We start from the raw sequence: 18458 nt of genomic DNA, 5'->3' as shown, positions 1-18458 counted from the left end.
GAAAACTTAAATATTATATTTATTTTTAGCATGTACAACAGCAATGACCTTACACTTAATAAAAATATTTATGAATAAAATCTTTTTAATTTTGGAAATACTGATATTCCAATGCACAATAAATATGGCACAAGTTCCTACGCTACTTCCTGATTACCCTATTGCAAAAGGCGTATCTGCACCTTTCGCTGGCTTTATAAAAAACTGGCTAATTGTGGGGGGAGGTTGCAATTTCCCGACAATTCCTGCAGCCGAAGGAGGAAAAAAAGCCTATTACAATCAATGCTATGCACTGGATATTCATGCCGCATCTCCTCGTTGGACAAGAATCTCTGATCTGCCCTGTTCCGTAGCTTATGGTTGCAGTGTAGAAACACCTCAGGGACTAGTCTGCATTGGGGGAATGAATGCAGATTCTGGTCTGACCAGTGTATTTCGGATTCAAAAAGCTCCTTCCTCTGAAAGCTTTCAAATCCACCAGCTACCTTCTCTTCCTGAAACAATAGACAACGCCTCCGCCACAATGTTGAATGAATGTATCTACATCACAGGAGGAAATCAACAACTGCGACAAAACGCATTATACAAACTGGATTTACAAACATGTGACAGATGGCAAAAACTATCTTCCTTCCCTGGGCCTCAACGAGTACAACCTATTTTGGTCAATGATGGAAAGAAGCTTTATTTGATTGGAGGTTTTCAAGCTCCATCGGATTCTTCTGCCAGTATTCTTTCACATGACATATTATGTTATACTCCCCAAACCGACAAATGGGAATATGATTCTCACATACCTTATCAGGGAAACAAGGAAAAACGCTGTATGGCAGGAGGTAGCGGTATACAGACAGACACACAACTTATCCTAACAGGAGGAGTTAATTATCGCATCTTCAAAAACGCACTGGATGGAAAAGCAGGAAAAGATTATTTAACTCACGCCCCCTCTTGGTACAAATTTAATAATGATATTCTATTTTATGACTTTACCCATAAAACATGGACCATAAAAACAAATATTTCAGGTATGGCACGTGCAGGAGGCATCCTGCTACATCGTGAAGGTTATTTATATATGATATGCGGAGAAATAAAACCAGGCATAAGAACTCCAAAAATTACAGTTTATCCTCTCAAAAAAGAAGAATAATTTCAAAATAAGCACATAAAACCTTGTAATATAAAAATTATATCCTTATTTTTGCGATTATTAAATAAACTAATTTATTAAATATAATATTATGGAAAAGATTATTGGCTTAATTGATGCCCCATTTACTCCATTTTATGAAAATGGTGAAGTAAATTATGAACCCATTTCTGCTTATGCAAAAATGTTAGCAAAAAATGGACTGAAAGGTGTGTTTATCAACGGTTCATCTGGTGAAGGCTACATGCTGACCGAAGAAGAACGTATGAAACTGGCAGAAGAATGGGTGAAAGCTGCTCCCGAAGGTTTCAAGGTAATTGTACACGTAGGAAGCTGCTGTGTAAAAGCAAGCAAAATGCTGGCCGAACATGCTCAGAAGATTGGTGCATGGGGTATCGGTGCCATGGCTCCTCCATTCCCGAAAATTGGTCGCATTGAAGAGCTGGTGAAATATTGTGAAGAAATTGCGGCTGGAGCCCCAAATCTTCCTTTCTATTATTATCACATTCCGGCATTCAATGGTGCTTTCTTACCGATGGTAGAATTACTGAAAGCTGTAGACGGACGTATTCCTAACTTCGCAGGTATCAAATATACATACGAAAGCATTTACGAATACAACCAGTGCCGCTTGTACAAGAACGGAAAATTCGACATGCTGCACGGTCAGGATGAAACAATTCTTCCATCATTAGCTATGGGTGGTGCACAAGGTGGTATCGGCGGTACAACTAACTATAACGGAATCAACCTGGTGGGCATCATCGACGCATGGAAAGCTGGTGACATCGAAAAAGCACGCGAACTGCAGAACTTCTCTCAGGATGTAATCAACGTGATTTGCCATTACCGCGGTAATATCGTTGGTGGTAAACGAATCATGAAGCTCATCGGGCTGGATTTAGGTAAGAACCGTACTCCGTTCCAAAATATGACAGACGAAGAAGAAGCACGCATGAAGGCAGAACTGGAAGCCATCAACTTCTTTGATCGTTGCAACAAATTCTAAATCCATTCTTATGTCTATAGAAACTTACGCTAAATATTGGGCTGAGAACTACAAAGAAGATCTCACCCATAACATCATGCCATTTTGGTTAAAGAATGGTCTTGACAAAGAACACGGTGGCATATACACCTGCGTGGCTCGTAACGGTCAACTTATTGACACCACTAAATCGGTCTGGTTTCAGGGACGCTTTGCTTTCATTTGCTCGTACGCATATAACAATATAGAAAAAAATCCTGAATGGCTGGATGCTGCCAAGCTTACACTCGACTTTATTGAAAAGCATTGCTTCGATACTGATGGAAGAATGTATTTCGAGGTAGCAGCAGACGGAACTCCGCTCCGGAAAAGAAGATATGTATTTTCTGAGAGTTTTGCCGCCATCGCCATGTCGGAATATGCACTGGCTACCGGTAATAAAGAATATGCCCAAAAAGCACTTGATTTGTTCAAGCGCATGCGCCACTTCCTGAATACTCCAGGTATACTTGAACCGAAATATTTACCTACGGTTCAGGCACAAGGACATTCCATTACCATGATTATGGTCAATGTGGCTTCCAGTATCAAGAAAGTAATTTCAGATCCTGAACTCGATGCACAGATTGAAGAATCCATTTATGCATTGAAAAACTATTTCATGCATTCTGAATTCAAGGCTTTGCTGGAAATGGTTGGCCCTAAAGGAGAATTTATCGATACAATGAATGGCCGTACCATCAATCCGGGACATTGTATCGAGACCTCTTGGTTCCTGTTCGATGTAGCACGTAACATGAACAATAACAAAGAACTCATTGACATGGCCCTAACCATTCTTGACTGGTCTTGGGAATGGGGATGGGACAAACAGTATGGTGGCATCATCAATTTCAAGGATTGCAAGAATCTTCCTCCACAGGATTATTCACAAGACATGAAATTCTGGTGGCCACAAACAGAAGCCATCATTGCCAACTTATATGCATATAAACTGACCAAGGACGAGAAATACCTGAAACGTCACAAACAAATCAGTGATTGGACGTATGCTCATTTCCCTGACAGTGAATTTGGAGAATGGTACGGGTACCTGCATCGTGACGGTACAGTAGCTCAACCTGCGAAAGGTAACCTCTTTAAAGGTCCTTTCCATATTCCAAGAATGATGATAAAAGGATATACATTATGTAAAGAAATACTTGCCGGAGAATAATCCGGCAAGTTACATTGCTAACTGAATAACCATAATATATGAAAAACTCAAAAATTTATCCGTGGATTGTAGTAGGCCTACTATGGGGAGTGGCATTGCTTAACTATATGGACCGACAAATGCTTAGCACCATGAAAGATGCGATGCAGGTTGACATTGTAGAACTGCAATCAGCTACCAACTTCGGCTATCTGATGGCAATCTTTCTCTGGATTTACGCACTGATGAGTCCCGTTTCAGGCGTCATAGCTGACCGTTTGAACCGCAAATGGCTGATTGTTGGAAGTTTGTTCGTATGGTCTTCCGTAACTTATCTGATGGGAATAGCCGAAACATTCAATCAGGTTGTCTGGCTACGTGCCTTAATGGGAGTGAGCGAAGCACTCTACATCCCTGCCGGACTTTCCTTGATTGCAGACTATCATACTGGAAAATCCCGTTCTTTGGCCGTAGGTATCCATATGACAGGTTTGTACACAGGACAAGCCATCGGAGGATTCGGAGCAACCGTAGCCGATGCCTTTTCCTGGCACACCACTTTCCATTGGTTCGGTATCATCGGAATTGCCTATGCCGTAATTCTGATGTTATTTTTACATGACAAAAAAACAGAAATTCTTCCTACAGAAAAACTTCAAGCCAATCCACAAAAAGAGAAAGAGAGCGTCTTTACCAGTCTAAAATCCTTGCTAACCAACGTAGCTTTCTGGGTAATCTTGCTCTACTTTGCAGCCCCAAGCCTTCCCGGGTGGGCTACCAAAAACTGGCTTCCGACCTTGTTTGCTGAAAACCTTGATTTACCCATGTCACAAGCCGGACCTATTTCTACTATAACCATCGCCGTATCTTCATTCATCGGAGTTCTTATTGGCGGTCCTTTATCGGATAAATGGGTGCAGAAAAATCTACGCGGACGTGTATATACCGGAGCCATCGGTTTGGGATTGACCATTCCATCACTACTTTTATTAGGATTCGGACATAATCTGGTAGCAGTAGTAGGTGCCGGGCTGCTGTTTGGTATCGGTTATGGAATCTTTGATACTAATAACATGCCTATCCTCTGTCAGTTTGTATCTCACAAACAACGGGCTACTGCCTATGGAGTGATGAATATGATTGGTGTATCTGCCGGTGCTTTCATTACTCATCTTTTAGGAAGATGGGGTGATAGCGGCAATTTAGGAGCCGGTTTTGCCATGCTAGCTATCGTGGTAGCTATTGCTCTTGGCGTACAGTTGTATTTCTTACGTCCTAAAACAGACAATATGGAATAACTAAAAACTTTTATATATTATGATTGTTTCCAATTTACAAAATAGTAGCAGAATTGAACCGCTACATCCTTTATTTAAACAATTGTTCGATTATGTAAAGAGTCACGACTTATTGCATACACCATGTGGAAGAATAGAACTGGATGGAGATAACCTGTTTATCAACAACGTTAACCCCACATGCGTGAAAGAATCTGAACAGGTTCTGGAAGTACATCGTGATTACATTGATATACATATTCTTTTGGAAGGGAAAGAACGTATCGGTTGGAAAGCCATTGAAGATGTAAACCAACTGAAACAAGCGTATCAGAAAGAAGGTGATTGTGCACTCTATTCAGATGTACCTACAACCTTTGTTGATTTGCTTCCCGGACAATTTGCCATTGTATATCCGGAAGACCCACATGCCCCTGTAATTGGAGAAGGAAAAATAAGAAAACTTATAGCTAAAGTAAAAATCTAAACCAGCAACTGCATTATGAAAAAACTATTATCCTTATGTATCGGAATGCTTTCCATCGGTCTGCACGCTGCTGATACTGTCTTTGTTAAAACCCCACAAGTACCGATATTAATAGAAAGACATGATAATGTCTTGGCTTATCTGCGTCTCGATGCCAAAGAAACAAAGACCCTTGACAATGTCACTATCACCTTCGACAAGAACGTACCTTTGTCACAAATCAAAGCTATTAAATTGTATTATGGAGGAACAGATGCTCCACAAGACAGAGGAAAAAAACGCTTTGCACCCGTAGAATACATTTCCAGCAACAATCCGGGGCAAACCCTTTCTGCTAATCCATCTTATTCTATAAAAAAGGCAGAAATAACACCTAAAACCAATACGCTGACACTGGAAGGAAAACAGAACCTCTTTCCTGGATATAATTTCTTCTGGATCAGTATCGAAATGCAACCAACAGCTTCACTACACACAAAAATCTGTGCAGAAGTAACTCAGGTAAAAGGTGATGGGAAAATTATACCCACAAAAAATACGACAGAACAGAAAGTCGTACAAAGAATGGCAGTAGGAGTTCGCCATGCAGGTGATGACGGTTCAGCAGCTTTCCGTATTCCAGGGCTGGTTACTACAAATAAAGGTACTCTCTTGGGAGTATACGATGTGCGTTACAACAGCAGTGTAGATTTGCAGGAACATATCGACATAGGCCTCAGCCGCAGTACAGACGGAGGAAAAACATGGGAAAAAATGTGTTTACCTCTATCATTCAAAGAATACGGTGGACTTCCTTCAGCTCAGAATGGTGTAGGCGACCCTTCTATCTTGGTAGACACCAAAACCAACACCGTATGGATTGTAGCGGCATGGACACACGGAATGGGTAACCAAAGAGCATGGTGGAGTTCACATCAGGGAATGGACTTGAACCATACCGCTCAATTGGTACTCGCTAAAAGTACAGATGATGGAAAAACATGGTCTGAACCAATCAATATTACCGAACAAGTGAAGCTTCCGGAATGGTATTTCTTATTGCAAGGCCCGGGACGAGGCATCACAATGGAAGATGGTACATTGGTATTCCCCATTCAGTTTATCGACAAAACCCGAATCCCCAATGCGGGTATCATGTATAGCAAAGACCGTGGAGAAACATGGACCATACACCACCATGCACGTACTAATACCACAGAAGCACAAGTGGCAGAGCTTGAACCTGGCACTTTAATGCTGAACATGAGAGATAACCGAGGAGGAAGCCGGGCCGTTTATACCACACAAGATTTAGGTAAGACTTGGAAGGAACACGAATCATCCCGTACTGCTTTGATAGAGCCCGTATGTATGGCCAGTCTGATCAGTGTAAAAGCGAAAGATAATGTATTGGGTAAAGACCTTTTAATTTTCTCCAACCCCAATTCTACAAATGCCCGTAAAGACATGACGATTAAAATCAGCATGGATGGAGGAAATACCTGGAGTTCGGAACATCAGCTTCTGTTAGATGAGGGATACAATTGGGGATATTCCTGCCTGACAATGATAGATAAAGAAACTATCGGTATATTGTATGAAAGCAGTGTAGCTCACATGACTTTCCAAAGCATTAAACTGAAAGATATTATAAAATAATTTATTATATAAAGATTTCAATAAAAAAGGGGATATCAATTATGATATCCCCTTTTTTATTGCTGAATATCAGCATATATAAATAACATTCTTATCATTATACGTATAATCAGAATCACAATAAAAGAAATTCAACTTTATAAACTATCGGTAAAAACAAAAATACAACACAAATAAAATCGGTATTTCATAAAATATTTTATCAAATAATTGTGACATCAAATTTTTATTTCTATATTTGCCACATGTAAATAGACGTATTAATAAAATTCATTTTAAAAAGGCCTTAAGTTAACTGAAGAATCATCAATCGCAAACTTTAACCTTATATATGCATGAATTATGAATAGAAAAATGAAGTCAGTCGGTATGTGGCTGTTACTAGGCAGTTTATCTACGGGTATGGCATATGCGGACTTATCAAAAAATGAATCTGAAATTGACATTGTACAACAAACTGGTATATGTCAAGGTATTGTGAAAGACGCAACAGGCGAATCTGTCATTGGAGCTTCTGTAATAGTAAAAGGAACTACAAATGGAACAATTACAGACATTGATGGAAACTTCTCTCTATCAAACGTAAAGAAAGGGGATGTTATTGAAATTTCTTTCGTAGGATATATTACACAAACCATAAAATGGGATGGTACTCCGATTAACATCATTCTGAAAGAAGATACCCAAACATTGGAAGAAGTTGTCGTAACCGGATATGGTGGTTCACAGAAACGAGCTGCATTAACTACGGCCATTTCAAAAATGGATGATCAAGTTCTGAAAAATGCTGCTATGAGTAACGCAGGACAGGCTTTACAAGGTTCTGTAACAGGTTTGCGAGTTATCAATACAACAGGACAGCCTGGAGCTGAACCTGATATCACTCTTCGTGGTGGAGCAACAATTACCGGTGGTAATAGTAAAGCATTGATTGTTGTTGATGGTATTATTCGCGAAAGCATGAGTGACATCAACCCTTCAGATATTGAATCTATACAAGTATTGAAAGATGCCGCTTCTACTGCTATCTATGGTGCACGTGCCAACGGAGGTGTTATCCTTGTAGAAACAAAAAGTGGAAAAGCAGGTAAAGCTTCAGTAAACTATAAATTTAAACTGGGTGTAAACTTTGCACGTTACGGATATGATTTCTGTAATGCCCACGATTATCTTTACTATAACCGTCTGGGTTATAAACGTTATACAAACAACGTACCGGGAGCAGCAAGCGTAGATACTCAAACTGGATATGGTACACAAAATGACCTTATCGACGTAAAATATCTAACCGATGAAACTTCTCATCTAAGAAATGAAGGTTGGCTAGTTATGGATGACCCATATTATGAAGGTAAACAACTTCTTTATAAGGATTATAGTGGTCAGTTGGATGATGCCGTTTTTGCTAATACAGCCTTGACACAAGATCATTATGTAAATATTACCGGAGGAAATGATAAGGGTACTTACATGGCCAGCATGGGATATTACAATGAAGATGGTCAGATTAAGGGAACTGGGTACAAACGTTTCAACGGCTCTGTAAGCGGTACCTACAAAATTTTCCCATTCTTAAATGTGAAAGCCGGTGCTACCTATACATGGTCACAGCAACCATCATTATGGATTGGTTCTTATGAATTATTCTATCGTACACGCTCACAACGTCCGACATGGAATCCATACAACGAAGATGGTTCGCCTGCATCAGGTTGGGGAACAGGTGATGGTAATCCTGAATATTATCGAGACAAACTGACTAGTGAAGATGGTACACGTAAATCGACATATAACTTTGGTTTCGATTTGGATATTATTCCTAAAAAACTGACATTCAGCGGAAACTCATCGCTTTACCATTATGATTATCAATATGAAACATTCAATAAATCATACCAGCTTCAAACCTCATCTACACCAACTAACACACGTGATGCTAGTGCAAAGATAGAACGCTATACTCAGATTCAGGTCAATGGAACATTGAATTATAAAGATACATTCAAAGACAAGCACAACTTGGATGTAATGGTAGGAAGTGAATATTTCGGTTATAATGAATTTATGATGGAGGCCAAAACTCAGAACTCTCCAACAGATGATATTCCGACTCTAAATGCAGGAGCATCACGTACATCCACCAAGTCTGAAAAAACAGGTTATCGGATTGCATCCGTATTTGGTCGTGTAAACTATAACTATCAAATGAAATATCTGCTTTCATTAGTAGCTCGTTACGACGGTATTTCTCGATTGAAAGACAACCGTTGGGGTTTCTTTCCTGGAGTTTCTGTGGGATGGAATGTCACAGAAGAAGATTTTTGGAAAGAATCTAAAATTTCAGAAGTAATCAGTAACATCAAACCACGTTTAAGTTATGGAGTAAACGGTAACGTAAATGGTATCGGGAACTTTGATATTTACGGAATTTATAAGCAGATTGGAGCCGGTAATTACGATGGTGCAACTGCATACTACAACTCTTCTTTAATAAATACAGGATTAAGATGGGAACAGAGCCGTTCATTTGAAGCCGGTTTGGACCTAGGATTCTTCAACAACCGGTTAAGCTTCATCTTTGACTATTACAACAGAACAACAGATGATTTGCTAACCGATGTGAACCTGCCCGCATATACTGGTTTTTCAAGTATGAAAACCAACTTGGGAAAATTGCGTAACTCAGGATTTGAAATGGAGGTAAGAGCTAATATTCTATCTAATGCTAAAGGTTTTAACTGGGAAGTTTCTGCTAACTTAACTTCAGTGTCAAACAAGGTTTTAAAATTACCTACAAGTGACAAACCATTTAACCAGATTGATGGTTATGAAGTGGCAGCTGGACTCTACAACCCTGAAACAGGAGAGACTCCGACCAAATGGATTGGCGGCTATAGAGAAGGTGGAAAACTCGGTGACATGGTAGGCTATGTGCAGAATCATATCTTTAGAGATTGGAATGATGTAAAAGCTAACGCCAACATGGTCATTGACGAAGTTGCCAACTTGTATGGACCAGGTATGGCCAATGAAATAAACCCACAGACAGGTGTAACTTATGCTGAATCAAACGGATGGAAACCCATAGAACCAGGAGATGTATGCTGGGAAGACATTAATAAGGATGGAAAGATTAACAGCCTTGACCGTGCTGTAGTTGGTAATATATTCCCTAAAGTAACAGGTGGATTCTCAACGACCTTATCTTATAAGAACTGGTCATTATACGCACGTTTCGACTATGCTTTGGGACACACTATTTACAACGACTTAAAGGCCCGTTCTTTAGGACAGTATCAAGGACAGTTTAATATCATAGATAAAGTTCATGACACATGGAGTGAAACGAATCCAGATACGGATCTTCCAGTCTTCACTTATGCTGACCAGTTGAACAAGAAAAACATTACTCGTTCTAACAATGGTAATACAGCTGTGGATAATAATAGTTCACGTTTCTATGAAAAAGGAGATTATCTGGCACTAAGAGAGATTACCCTCAGCTACTCTTTACCAAAAAAATGGATTGGTAAAGCAGGTATGCAAGATGCATCTGTATATGTAACAGGACAGAATCTATTCTATATTACTGGATATGACGGTGTATCGCCTGAACCAGCTGTATCTACAGTTTACGGACGAGGAATTGATAATGGCCGTTATCCAACTCCTAGAACCTTATTGTTTGGCTTATCTGTAACATTCTGAAAAAACAACAATTATGAAAAAAATATTCAACTATATTATAGCCGGATGCCTGGCAACATCTTTTACTGGTTGCTTGGATATGGAACCTGTTAGTAGTATTACTGATGTAAACTATTGGAAAGATGCGGCTCAATTTGAGGCATTTAATGTGGGACTTCACGGTCTGCTTCGCGAAAGATCTTATACTATTTTCGAATTAGGAGAACCTCGCGCTGATATTTACAATTCCAATCCATTCACTGGGGAAGCTACTCAAGGAGTGGAGAGAATGATTGACAACACTTTAAATGCAGCCAACCCTGTGATTAGTAATTATGGAGATTTCTATGTATTAATTAATCAATTAAACTTGATGATTAGTCATACTGAATCTACTGATTTACTAGATGCAAGTACTAAAAACTATTATCTAGGAGAAGCTTATGGTTTAAGAGCTTATGTATATTTCCATTTGCTACGTTCATGGGGTGATGTAGTACTCCAGTTAGATTATACTAACGGTAACTCCATTGATATAGGTAATCCTAGCAAAGCCGCTTCATCTGCAGCAGATGTAATGACCCAAATCAAAAAAGATATCCAAAGTTCAGAAGATGCCTTTGGTGATGACTATTCTTTCAAATACGGCAAATGCTATTGGTCAAAAGCAGCCACAATGATGCTGAAAGGAGAAGTTTACTTATGGAGCGGAAAACAAATGAATGGCGGAGAAAGTGATTACACTACAGCTAAGAATGCGTTAATGGCAGTAAAAACAGCTGGTGTAGGATTGTTGAACGACTTTAAAAAAGTATTTGCATACGACAATAAAGAAAATGACGAAATCATTTTCGCTATACATAACGGAAGAAACGAATACAGCCTCTGGAATGACCAATATAGATCAACGATGGTCATGAATCAGGCAAATTTTGGTACTTATTACGATGAAAATGGAGCCCTACTCAATGAAACGGAAATGGCAGACATGAGTGGATTAATTCGTTATCAAGTTGAACAAGATTTATACACTCAGTTATTCCGAGAAGGAGATACTAGAAAATCAATTTCCATAAAAGGTATTTATAATAAAGACAATACAAGTGGAACTCTTTCTTTCAACTCACCTATCGCTTATAAATTCCAAGGAGTATTATTGGATGGTGATGCTCAAAGAAGCTGGTTAGATGACTATCCAATCTACAGATATGCAGATTGTCTACTTGCGTTAGCTACAGCCAAGGCTTTCTTAGGAGAGGATATTACTCAAGAAATCAATGAAGTACGTGAACGTGCTTACGGAACTACATACTTCAATGAACATAGAAGCGAAATAGCCTACCCCAATGATAAGGATGCAACCTTCTATGCCAACAATAGATTCGTTGGAAGTGATGATAACCCTATTGAAGCAATTTTGAAAGAAAGAATGAGAGAATTCCTATTCGAAGGAAAACGCTGGTATGATATTCGTCTCATGGGAAATGAGTATGCTACTAAATATTCAAATGCAAATTCAGAACGTCTATTATGGCCTATTGATGAAAATACATTAGGAGAAAATAGTGCATTGAACCAGACTCCTGGATACTAAATCTCATTATTAAAGATTGATAACAAGCCTTAGAATTTTCTCCAAAGAGAATTCTAAGGCTTTATTTTATTTAGAATCCAATTCAAATAAACACTATATGAAAACCTTCTTTTTCGGAATCTATTTCTTTTTTATCACTTTAACAACAGGGCTTTCACAAACCATATATACCCCAAACTGGGAATCTTTGGACAAACGCCCTATTCCAACATGGTTTCAGAATGCTAAATTTGGTATATTTATCCATTGGGGACTATATTCAGTACCAGCATGGTCACCTAAAGGAACTTACGCTGAATGGTATCAATACTGGCTTGATAATAAAACGCTATTTGGCAATGGAGATTTTAAAGGAGACGAAATTTATAACTACCACCAAAAAATCTATGGAAAAGATTTTACCTATATGGATTTTGCCCCATTGTTTAAAGCACAAGATTACAATGCTACAGAATGGGCTGATTTATTTGTTAAATCTGGGGCTAGATATGCAGTATTAACAACCAAACACCATGATGGCTTTGCCTTATGGGATAGCAAAGAAGCATCTTTCCACCATAGACGACCATGGAATAGTATGGAAATAGGTGCACACAGAAATTTGGTAGAAGAATTTGTAAAAGCAATTCGAAAAACCCCTCTTAAAGTAGGTTGTTACTTTTCTTTACGAGAATGGAACAATCCTTTTTACACAACTTCTACAATGCCTATCTATGTGGAACAACACTTATACCCACAATTAAAAGACCTTATAACAAAATATAAGCCTGATTTAATTTGGGCCGACGGACCAGATAACTACGACGAAGAAATCTGGAAAACTAAAGAATTCTTTGCATGGTTATATTCTTCCTCCGAAGTAAAAGATAGTGTTGTTATCAATGACCGATGGGCAAAATTCAAAAATGGCAAGCATGGTGACTTTTATACAAGCGAATATAGTTCATCAAATAAAAAATATGACAAGCCTTGGGAAGAATGTAGAGGAATGGGGTTTTCTTTTGGATATAACAAACTTGAAGACATTGAAGATTATGCAGTCCCCCAAGCTTTGATCCACACACTAATAAAAATAGTTAGCCAGGGCGGAAATCTTCTGTTAAACATAGGTCCTACAGCAGAAGGAAAAATACCTCCAATTATGCAAGAACGACTACTTCAAATAGGAGAATGGCTTAAAGTGAATGGAGAAGGCATCTACAATACTCGACCATGGAAAAAGAATTGCCAATGGTCAGAAGGAAAACGTGACTGGAAGTCTGGAGAAAAATATTATGTCAGCGGGAATGCTATTCTAAAACAAACAGTTAACCCTGAACCTGGATATGCTACACAAGAAGTATTTTTTACCTGTAAAGCAAACAATTTATATGCTATCCTAACAAACTATCCTGATAAGATAACATTAAAAGATGTTAAATCAACTTCACATACAATCATTAATCTACTTGGTTATCCGGATAAATTAAGATGGGAACAAAAAGGACAAAATCTTATCGTATATTTGCCTCAAATAACATTTTTGAAGATGCCATGTAAATATGCATGGACTTTAAAAATTACCAATATTCAATAGTCTATAACATGAAAAATAACATGAAACTTATTTCCCTTTTCATAGCAACATTCTGTATCTGGTTATCCAGTTGGAGTAACCCAACCTACCCTCTTCTACCCTATCCGCAAAAAATAACTTTTACCGGAAAACAATTAATATTAGATCAAATACATCTTGAAACAACAGAAAGTAGTATATCAAAAGAATGGGAAGACTGGTTACAAGGCAACAAGGCATCCTCAACCTCTGTACAAACCGATAAGATCATTAAAATTAGCATTATAGATAACCTACCTGAAATTCCTATTAATTCAAATGAAGGTTATAAACTAAAAATTACAGAAAAACAAATCTATGTCACAGCGACCTCTTCTACAGGAGTATACAGAGCTTTGCAAACTATACAACAATTGACTTGCAAAAGTAATGAATATCATTTTCTTCCTACCTGTGAGATTATTGACTGGCCTGCTTTTCGCATCAGGGGATTTATGCATGACGTAGGACGTACTTATATCTCCATGGCAGAATTAAAAAAAGAAATCGATTTACTCAGTAAATTTAAAATCAACGTATTCCATTGGCATCTAACTGAAAATCAAGCATGGAGACTGGAAAGTAAGATATATCCCGAGCTCAATGCTCCTGAAAACATGAGTCGTATGCCAGGAAAGTATTACACCCTACAAGAAGCCAAAGATCTTGTGGCTTTCTGCAAGCAACGGCATGTCACATTAATTCCCGAAATTGATATGCCCGGACATAGTGAAGCTTTTGTCAAAACTTTCCAAACTGATATGCAAAGTGAAAAAGGAATGACTATTCTAAAGCAACTCATGGATGAAGTGTGTGAAACATTTGATACACCTTATATACATATTGGTACAGACGAAGTACAATTTATAAACCCACAATTTGTTCCAGAAATGGTAACCTATATTCGACAAAAAGGAAAGAAAGTCATTTCATGGAACCCAGGTTGGCAATATCAAGCAGGCGAAATAGACATGACACAGCTATGGAGTTACCGAGGAAAAGCCCAGTCTGGCATTCCAGCAATCGACAGCCGCTATCATTACATTAATCATTTTGATATTTTTGCTGATTTGGTAGCTTTATACAATAGCCGCATTTATAATCAAGATATGGGAAACGAAGATATTGCAGGAAGTATTTTGGCTATATGGAACGACCGTTATCTCAGCGATGAAAAACAAATCGTTGCAGAAAACAATCTATATGCCAACATGCTGGCTCTAGCAGAACGAAGCTGGAAAGGAGGAGGATATGGGTATTTTGACGACCAGACTAACCTTTTATGGAAAAACGACACAGGAATCTATACTCAGTTTGTTGATTTTGAAAATAGAATGCTTTGGCATAAAGAACATACATTCACAAACGAACCTTTTCCCTATGTTAAACAAACCAATGTGGTATGGCGCATCACAGAGGCATTCCCAAACGAAGGGGATTTGACCCGTTCATTTCCACCAGAAAAGGAAGAAAAAGAAAGCTATTTATATAAAGGAAAAACCTATCAAAGCCGCATCATTTATGGAGCCGGACTATACTTACGCCATGTATGGGGAGATTTAATTCCTGGGTTCTATACTTCTCCAAAGGAAAATCATACAGCTTATGCTACTACTTGGGTATTTTCTCCTTACGAACAACACGTAGGACTATTCTTGGATTTTCAGAACTACAGTCGTTCCGAAAGTGACCTAGCCCCACAACAAGGAACATGGGACTATAAAAGTAGCCGTGTCTGGCTGAATAATAAAGAACTACTTCCACCTGTTTGGAGGAATACCCATAAAGACCGATCAAACGAAATTCCATTAATGAATGAAAATGCAGCCTCCCGTCCGCCAATACAAGTTACTTTACAAAAAGGATGGAACAAACTCTTCCTCAAGTTACCTGTAGGAAAGTTTAAAACCCCAGAAGTCAGATTGGTAAAATGGATGTTCAATGCTGTCTTTGTAGCTCCTGACGGGAAAAAAGAAATAGACAATATTATTTATTCCCCCAATAAAAAATAATTTTAATCTGTTTAATACTATATACTTATGAACAAAATAATATTATTCATCATAGGCTTAGCAGTAAGCCTATCTACTTTCGGACAAACAGAAAGAAAATATTCTACTTATTACTACCAACGAGCTTCATTATTTGAACAACTCCCAACAAGTTCGGATGATATTCTTTTTATCGGAAATAGTATAACCGACGGAGGAGAATGGAGTGAATTATTCCAAAATCCCCATGTCAAAAATAGAGGAATCAGTGGAGATACTACGTGGGGAGTCTATGATAGAATCTCTGTCCTCCTTAAAGGAAAGCCTGCACAAATCTTTCTAATGATTGGAATCAACAACGTTCCTCAAGGAGAATCTCCGAATAATATTGCCTCTGATATACAACAAATCATACAAAAAATAAAAAAAGAGTCACCGTGCACAGAAATCTTGATACAAAGTGTATTACCTGTTACCACAAAATACAACATGTTTCAAGAACATACCTCCCATTGGCAAGAAATCCCTGACATTAATCAGGCTATTTTTAATATTTGCCAAAAAGAAAATGTGAAATATATTGATCTTTTCACTCACTTTGTAGATGATAATGGACAAATGAAACCAGAATATACCAATGACGGACTACACCTTTTAGGAAAAGGTTACATGTTATGGAAAGAAATAATTACCCCTTATCTAAAAAAATAAAATGAAACAATCTATCTTAATTTCACTAGTATGGCTGTTTGCCTTTTTGCGGCAACCGATACAAGCTACAGAAACAATAAAAGTCGCTTGTGTAGGAAACAGTATCACATATGGCACTGGCATCACAAACCGTGATGCAGACTCTTATCCTGCACAATTACAGAAGCTATTGGGAAAGAAATATTCTGTGGGTAATTTTGGAAAGCCAGGCGCCACTCTACTAGCACATGGACATCGTCCTTATATGCAACAAGAGGAATATCAAAAAGCTCTTGATTTTTCTGGAGATATTGTAGTCATTCACCTTGGTATCAATGACACAGATCCAAGAAACTGGCCTAACTACAGAGATGAGTTCGTTCATGATTATTTGAAGCTAATAGAGTCTTTTAAAAAAGTCAATCCTCAATGCCGCATTCTATTGGCATACATTACCCCAATAGCTGACCGACATCCTCGTTTTATCTCAGGTACCCAACAATGGCATGAAGAAATTCAAGAAGCAATTAAAGTCGTTGCACAAATAAGTCAGGCAGAGCTCATAGATTTCCATACCCCATTATACCCTTACCCTCTTTTATTGCCTGATGCCATTCATCCTAATGAAGAAGGAGCACATATTTTGGCTCAGACAGCATACTCAGCTATCACCGGCGATTATGGAGGGCTTAAACTACCGATTCTCTATACTGATTATATGGTATTACAACGTAATACCCCACTACGTATTCATGGCACAGCTAATACGAAAACTCCTGTCACAGTAAGTATTGACGGACAAAAGAAAAAAACCATTACTGATAAAAACGGTAAATGGGAAGTAATCTTAGATCCGATCAAGGCTGGAGATAACTATGAACTTTCCATACAAACTCCACAGCAATCACATACTTTTCATCACGTAGCAGCAGGAGAAGTATGGCTATGCTCTGGCCAATCTAACATGCAGTTCATGTTGCAACAAACCCAAGATGGCCCTACAGCTGCATCCCAAGCACACAACTCTCAAATTCGTTTATTTCATATGAAAGGGAAATGGGAGACCAATGCTTCAGAATGGCCTACAAATGCTATTGATTCTGTTAATCACTTACTATATTACCAGACTACTTCATGGAAAGAATGTACCCCCAATACCGCTGCAACTTTCTCTGCTGTAGCATACTATTTCGGAAAAATGTTACAAGACAGTTTAAAAGTCCCTGTAGGACTAATCTGCAACGCTGTAGGAGGATCTACCACTGAATCCTGGGTTGATCGTCATTCATTAGAAAAGTATTTTCCTGCAATACTGAAAGACTGGACTAACAACGACTTTATCCAGGGCTGGGCTAGAGAAAGAGCCTTATTAAATTTAAAACAAAGTACAAATACATTCAAACGACACCCGTATGAACCTTGTTATTTATACGAAGCCGGCATACTTCCTCTACAACAATATCCTCTCAAAGGGATAATCTGGTATCAGGGAGAATCGAATGCTCACAATATGGAAGCCCATTATAGATTATTCAAGCTTCTAGTTAATGGATGGAGAGACAACTGGAATAACCCTGACATGCCTTTTTATTTTGTACAACTTTCAAGCCTAAACCGTCCCTCATGGACCTGGTTTCGAGATAGCCAACGACGCTTAATGAATGAATTACCCCATACTGGTATGGCCGTCTCCTCCGATAAAGGTGATTCACTGGATGTACACCCTAAAGATAAACGTCCTATTGGAGAGCGTTTAGCTAGATGGGCATTAAATCAAACTTATCATTATTCTTTACTCCCATCCGGTCCTCTTTATAAAAAAGCAATAAGTAAAAATAATGAAGTTATTATAGAATTTGATTATGCAGAAGGATTACACAGTTCTGACGGAAATCCTCTTACCGGTTTTGAATTAGCCGAACACGAAGGAAAGTATTTCCCTGCCCAAGCTATAATTGAAGGGAATAAAATTAAGGTTTATACTAATCAGGTAAAGAACCCCCAATATATACGTTATGGATGGCGTCCTTTTACACGAGCAAACTTAGTCAACAAAGACCAACTTCCTGCATCTTCATTCCGAGATAACATTCAATAGGTAAACATTACATGAGGCTGTCTCAAAATGAAGTGACCCCAAAAAGTTGGACAAGTTAAACATTAT

Annotated in this window: 12 protein-coding genes; all 12 read left to right on the top strand. The window is 38.4% G+C overall.

From position 1 onward, the window contains the following. The first annotated feature begins 70 nt into the window (after positions 1 to 70). The 12 genes from DXD04_RS03690 to DXD04_RS03635 all read left to right on the top strand — a co-directional run bounded on the left by DXD04_RS03690 (position 71) and on the right by DXD04_RS03635 (position 18392). Positions 71 to 1153 (top strand): cyclically-permuted mutarotase family protein, encoded by a 1083-nt coding sequence (locus DXD04_RS03690; RefSeq protein WP_117671132.1) that lies wholly within the window; start codon positions 71 to 73, stop codon positions 1151 to 1153. A 91-nt stretch (positions 1154 to 1244) separates the two neighbouring features. Then, positions 1245 to 2162, top strand: a complete 918-nt coding sequence (locus DXD04_RS03685; RefSeq protein WP_022053812.1) for a dihydrodipicolinate synthase family protein — start codon at positions 1245 to 1247, stop codon at positions 2160 to 2162. Positions 2163 to 2172: 10 nt separating this feature from the next. Continuing rightward, positions 2173 to 3357 carry an AGE family epimerase/isomerase gene (locus DXD04_RS03680; RefSeq protein WP_117671002.1) on the top strand — a complete coding sequence of 395 codons (1185 nt, stop codon included), beginning with the start codon at positions 2173 to 2175 and terminating at the stop codon, positions 3355 to 3357. Between the two features lie 38 nt (positions 3358 to 3395). Then, a complete protein-coding gene (locus DXD04_RS03675; RefSeq protein ID WP_117671000.1) occupies positions 3396 to 4634 on the top strand; it encodes an MFS transporter in 1239 nt (412 codons plus the stop codon). 19 nt (positions 4635 to 4653) lie between these two features. Continuing rightward, the gene (locus DXD04_RS03670; protein WP_117670998.1) at positions 4654 to 5100 is read left to right on the top strand and encodes a NanQ anomerase/TabA/YiaL family protein; all 447 of its coding nucleotides are present in this window, start codon (positions 4654 to 4656) and stop codon (positions 5098 to 5100) included. A gap of 15 nt (positions 5101 to 5115) precedes the next feature. Then, a complete protein-coding gene (locus DXD04_RS03665; RefSeq protein ID WP_117670996.1) occupies positions 5116 to 6738 on the top strand; it encodes a sialidase family protein in 1623 nt (540 codons plus the stop codon). 342 nt (positions 6739 to 7080) lie between these two features. Further along, the gene (locus DXD04_RS03660) at positions 7081 to 10446 is read left to right on the top strand and encodes a SusC/RagA family TonB-linked outer membrane protein (RefSeq protein ID WP_117670994.1); all 3366 of its coding nucleotides are present in this window, start codon (positions 7081 to 7083) and stop codon (positions 10444 to 10446) included. 13 nt (positions 10447 to 10459) lie between these two features. Then, on the top strand, positions 10460 to 12019 hold the full coding sequence (gene nanU, locus DXD04_RS03655) for a SusD family outer membrane lipoprotein NanU (protein ID WP_117670992.1): 1560 nt from the start codon (positions 10460 to 10462) through the stop codon (positions 12017 to 12019). Positions 12020 to 12116: 97 nt separating this feature from the next. Next, positions 12117 to 13595 (top strand): alpha-L-fucosidase, encoded by a 1479-nt coding sequence (locus DXD04_RS03650; protein WP_117670990.1) that lies wholly within the window; start codon positions 12117 to 12119, stop codon positions 13593 to 13595. A 20-nt stretch (positions 13596 to 13615) separates the two neighbouring features. Then, positions 13616 to 15625, top strand: coding sequence for a family 20 glycosylhydrolase (locus tag DXD04_RS03645; RefSeq protein WP_117671130.1), 2010 nt, complete (start codon positions 13616 to 13618; stop codon positions 15623 to 15625). A 27-nt stretch (positions 15626 to 15652) separates the two neighbouring features. After that, on the top strand, positions 15653 to 16315 hold the full coding sequence (locus DXD04_RS03640) for a GDSL-type esterase/lipase family protein (protein WP_117670988.1): 663 nt from the start codon (positions 15653 to 15655) through the stop codon (positions 16313 to 16315). A 1-nt stretch (position 16316) separates the two neighbouring features. Continuing rightward, entirely contained in the window at positions 16317 to 18392 is a 2076-nt protein-coding gene (locus DXD04_RS03635; protein ID WP_117670985.1) for a GDSL-type esterase/lipase family protein, read from the top strand. Positions 18393 to 18458: the final 66 nt, after the last annotated feature.

Source organism: Phocaeicola plebeius, assembly GCF_003437535.1.
Lineage (GTDB): Bacteria > Bacteroidota > Bacteroidia > Bacteroidales > Bacteroidaceae > Phocaeicola > Phocaeicola plebeius_A.
The sequence above is the reverse complement of the archived record's forward strand: the minus strand, read 5'-3'. Positions and strand labels throughout refer to the sequence as shown.

What these genes read in the sequence shown, in the direction of transcription:
- DXD04_RS03690 (WP_117671132.1), top strand. Translation starts at nt 71, where the DNA reads ATGAATAAAATCTTTTTAATTTTGGAAATACTGATATTCCAATGCACA.
- DXD04_RS03685 (WP_022053812.1), top strand. Translation starts at nt 1,245, where the DNA reads ATGGAAAAGATTATTGGCTTAATTGATGCCCCATTTACTCCATTTTAT.
- DXD04_RS03680 (WP_117671002.1), top strand. Translation starts at nt 2,173, where the DNA reads ATGTCTATAGAAACTTACGCTAAATATTGGGCTGAGAACTACAAAGAA.
- DXD04_RS03675 (WP_117671000.1), top strand. Translation starts at nt 3,396, where the DNA reads ATGAAAAACTCAAAAATTTATCCGTGGATTGTAGTAGGCCTACTATGG.
- DXD04_RS03670 (WP_117670998.1), top strand. Translation starts at nt 4,654, where the DNA reads ATGATTGTTTCCAATTTACAAAATAGTAGCAGAATTGAACCGCTACAT.
- DXD04_RS03665 (WP_117670996.1), top strand. Translation starts at nt 5,116, where the DNA reads ATGAAAAAACTATTATCCTTATGTATCGGAATGCTTTCCATCGGTCTG.
- DXD04_RS03660 (WP_117670994.1), top strand. Translation starts at nt 7,081, where the DNA reads ATGAATAGAAAAATGAAGTCAGTCGGTATGTGGCTGTTACTAGGCAGT.
- nanU (WP_117670992.1), top strand. Translation starts at nt 10,460, where the DNA reads ATGAAAAAAATATTCAACTATATTATAGCCGGATGCCTGGCAACATCT.
- DXD04_RS03650 (WP_117670990.1), top strand. Translation starts at nt 12,117, where the DNA reads ATGAAAACCTTCTTTTTCGGAATCTATTTCTTTTTTATCACTTTAACA.
- DXD04_RS03645 (WP_117671130.1), top strand. Translation starts at nt 13,616, where the DNA reads ATGAAACTTATTTCCCTTTTCATAGCAACATTCTGTATCTGGTTATCC.
- DXD04_RS03640 (WP_117670988.1), top strand. Translation starts at nt 15,653, where the DNA reads ATGAACAAAATAATATTATTCATCATAGGCTTAGCAGTAAGCCTATCT.
- DXD04_RS03635 (WP_117670985.1), top strand. Translation starts at nt 16,317, where the DNA reads ATGAAACAATCTATCTTAATTTCACTAGTATGGCTGTTTGCCTTTTTG.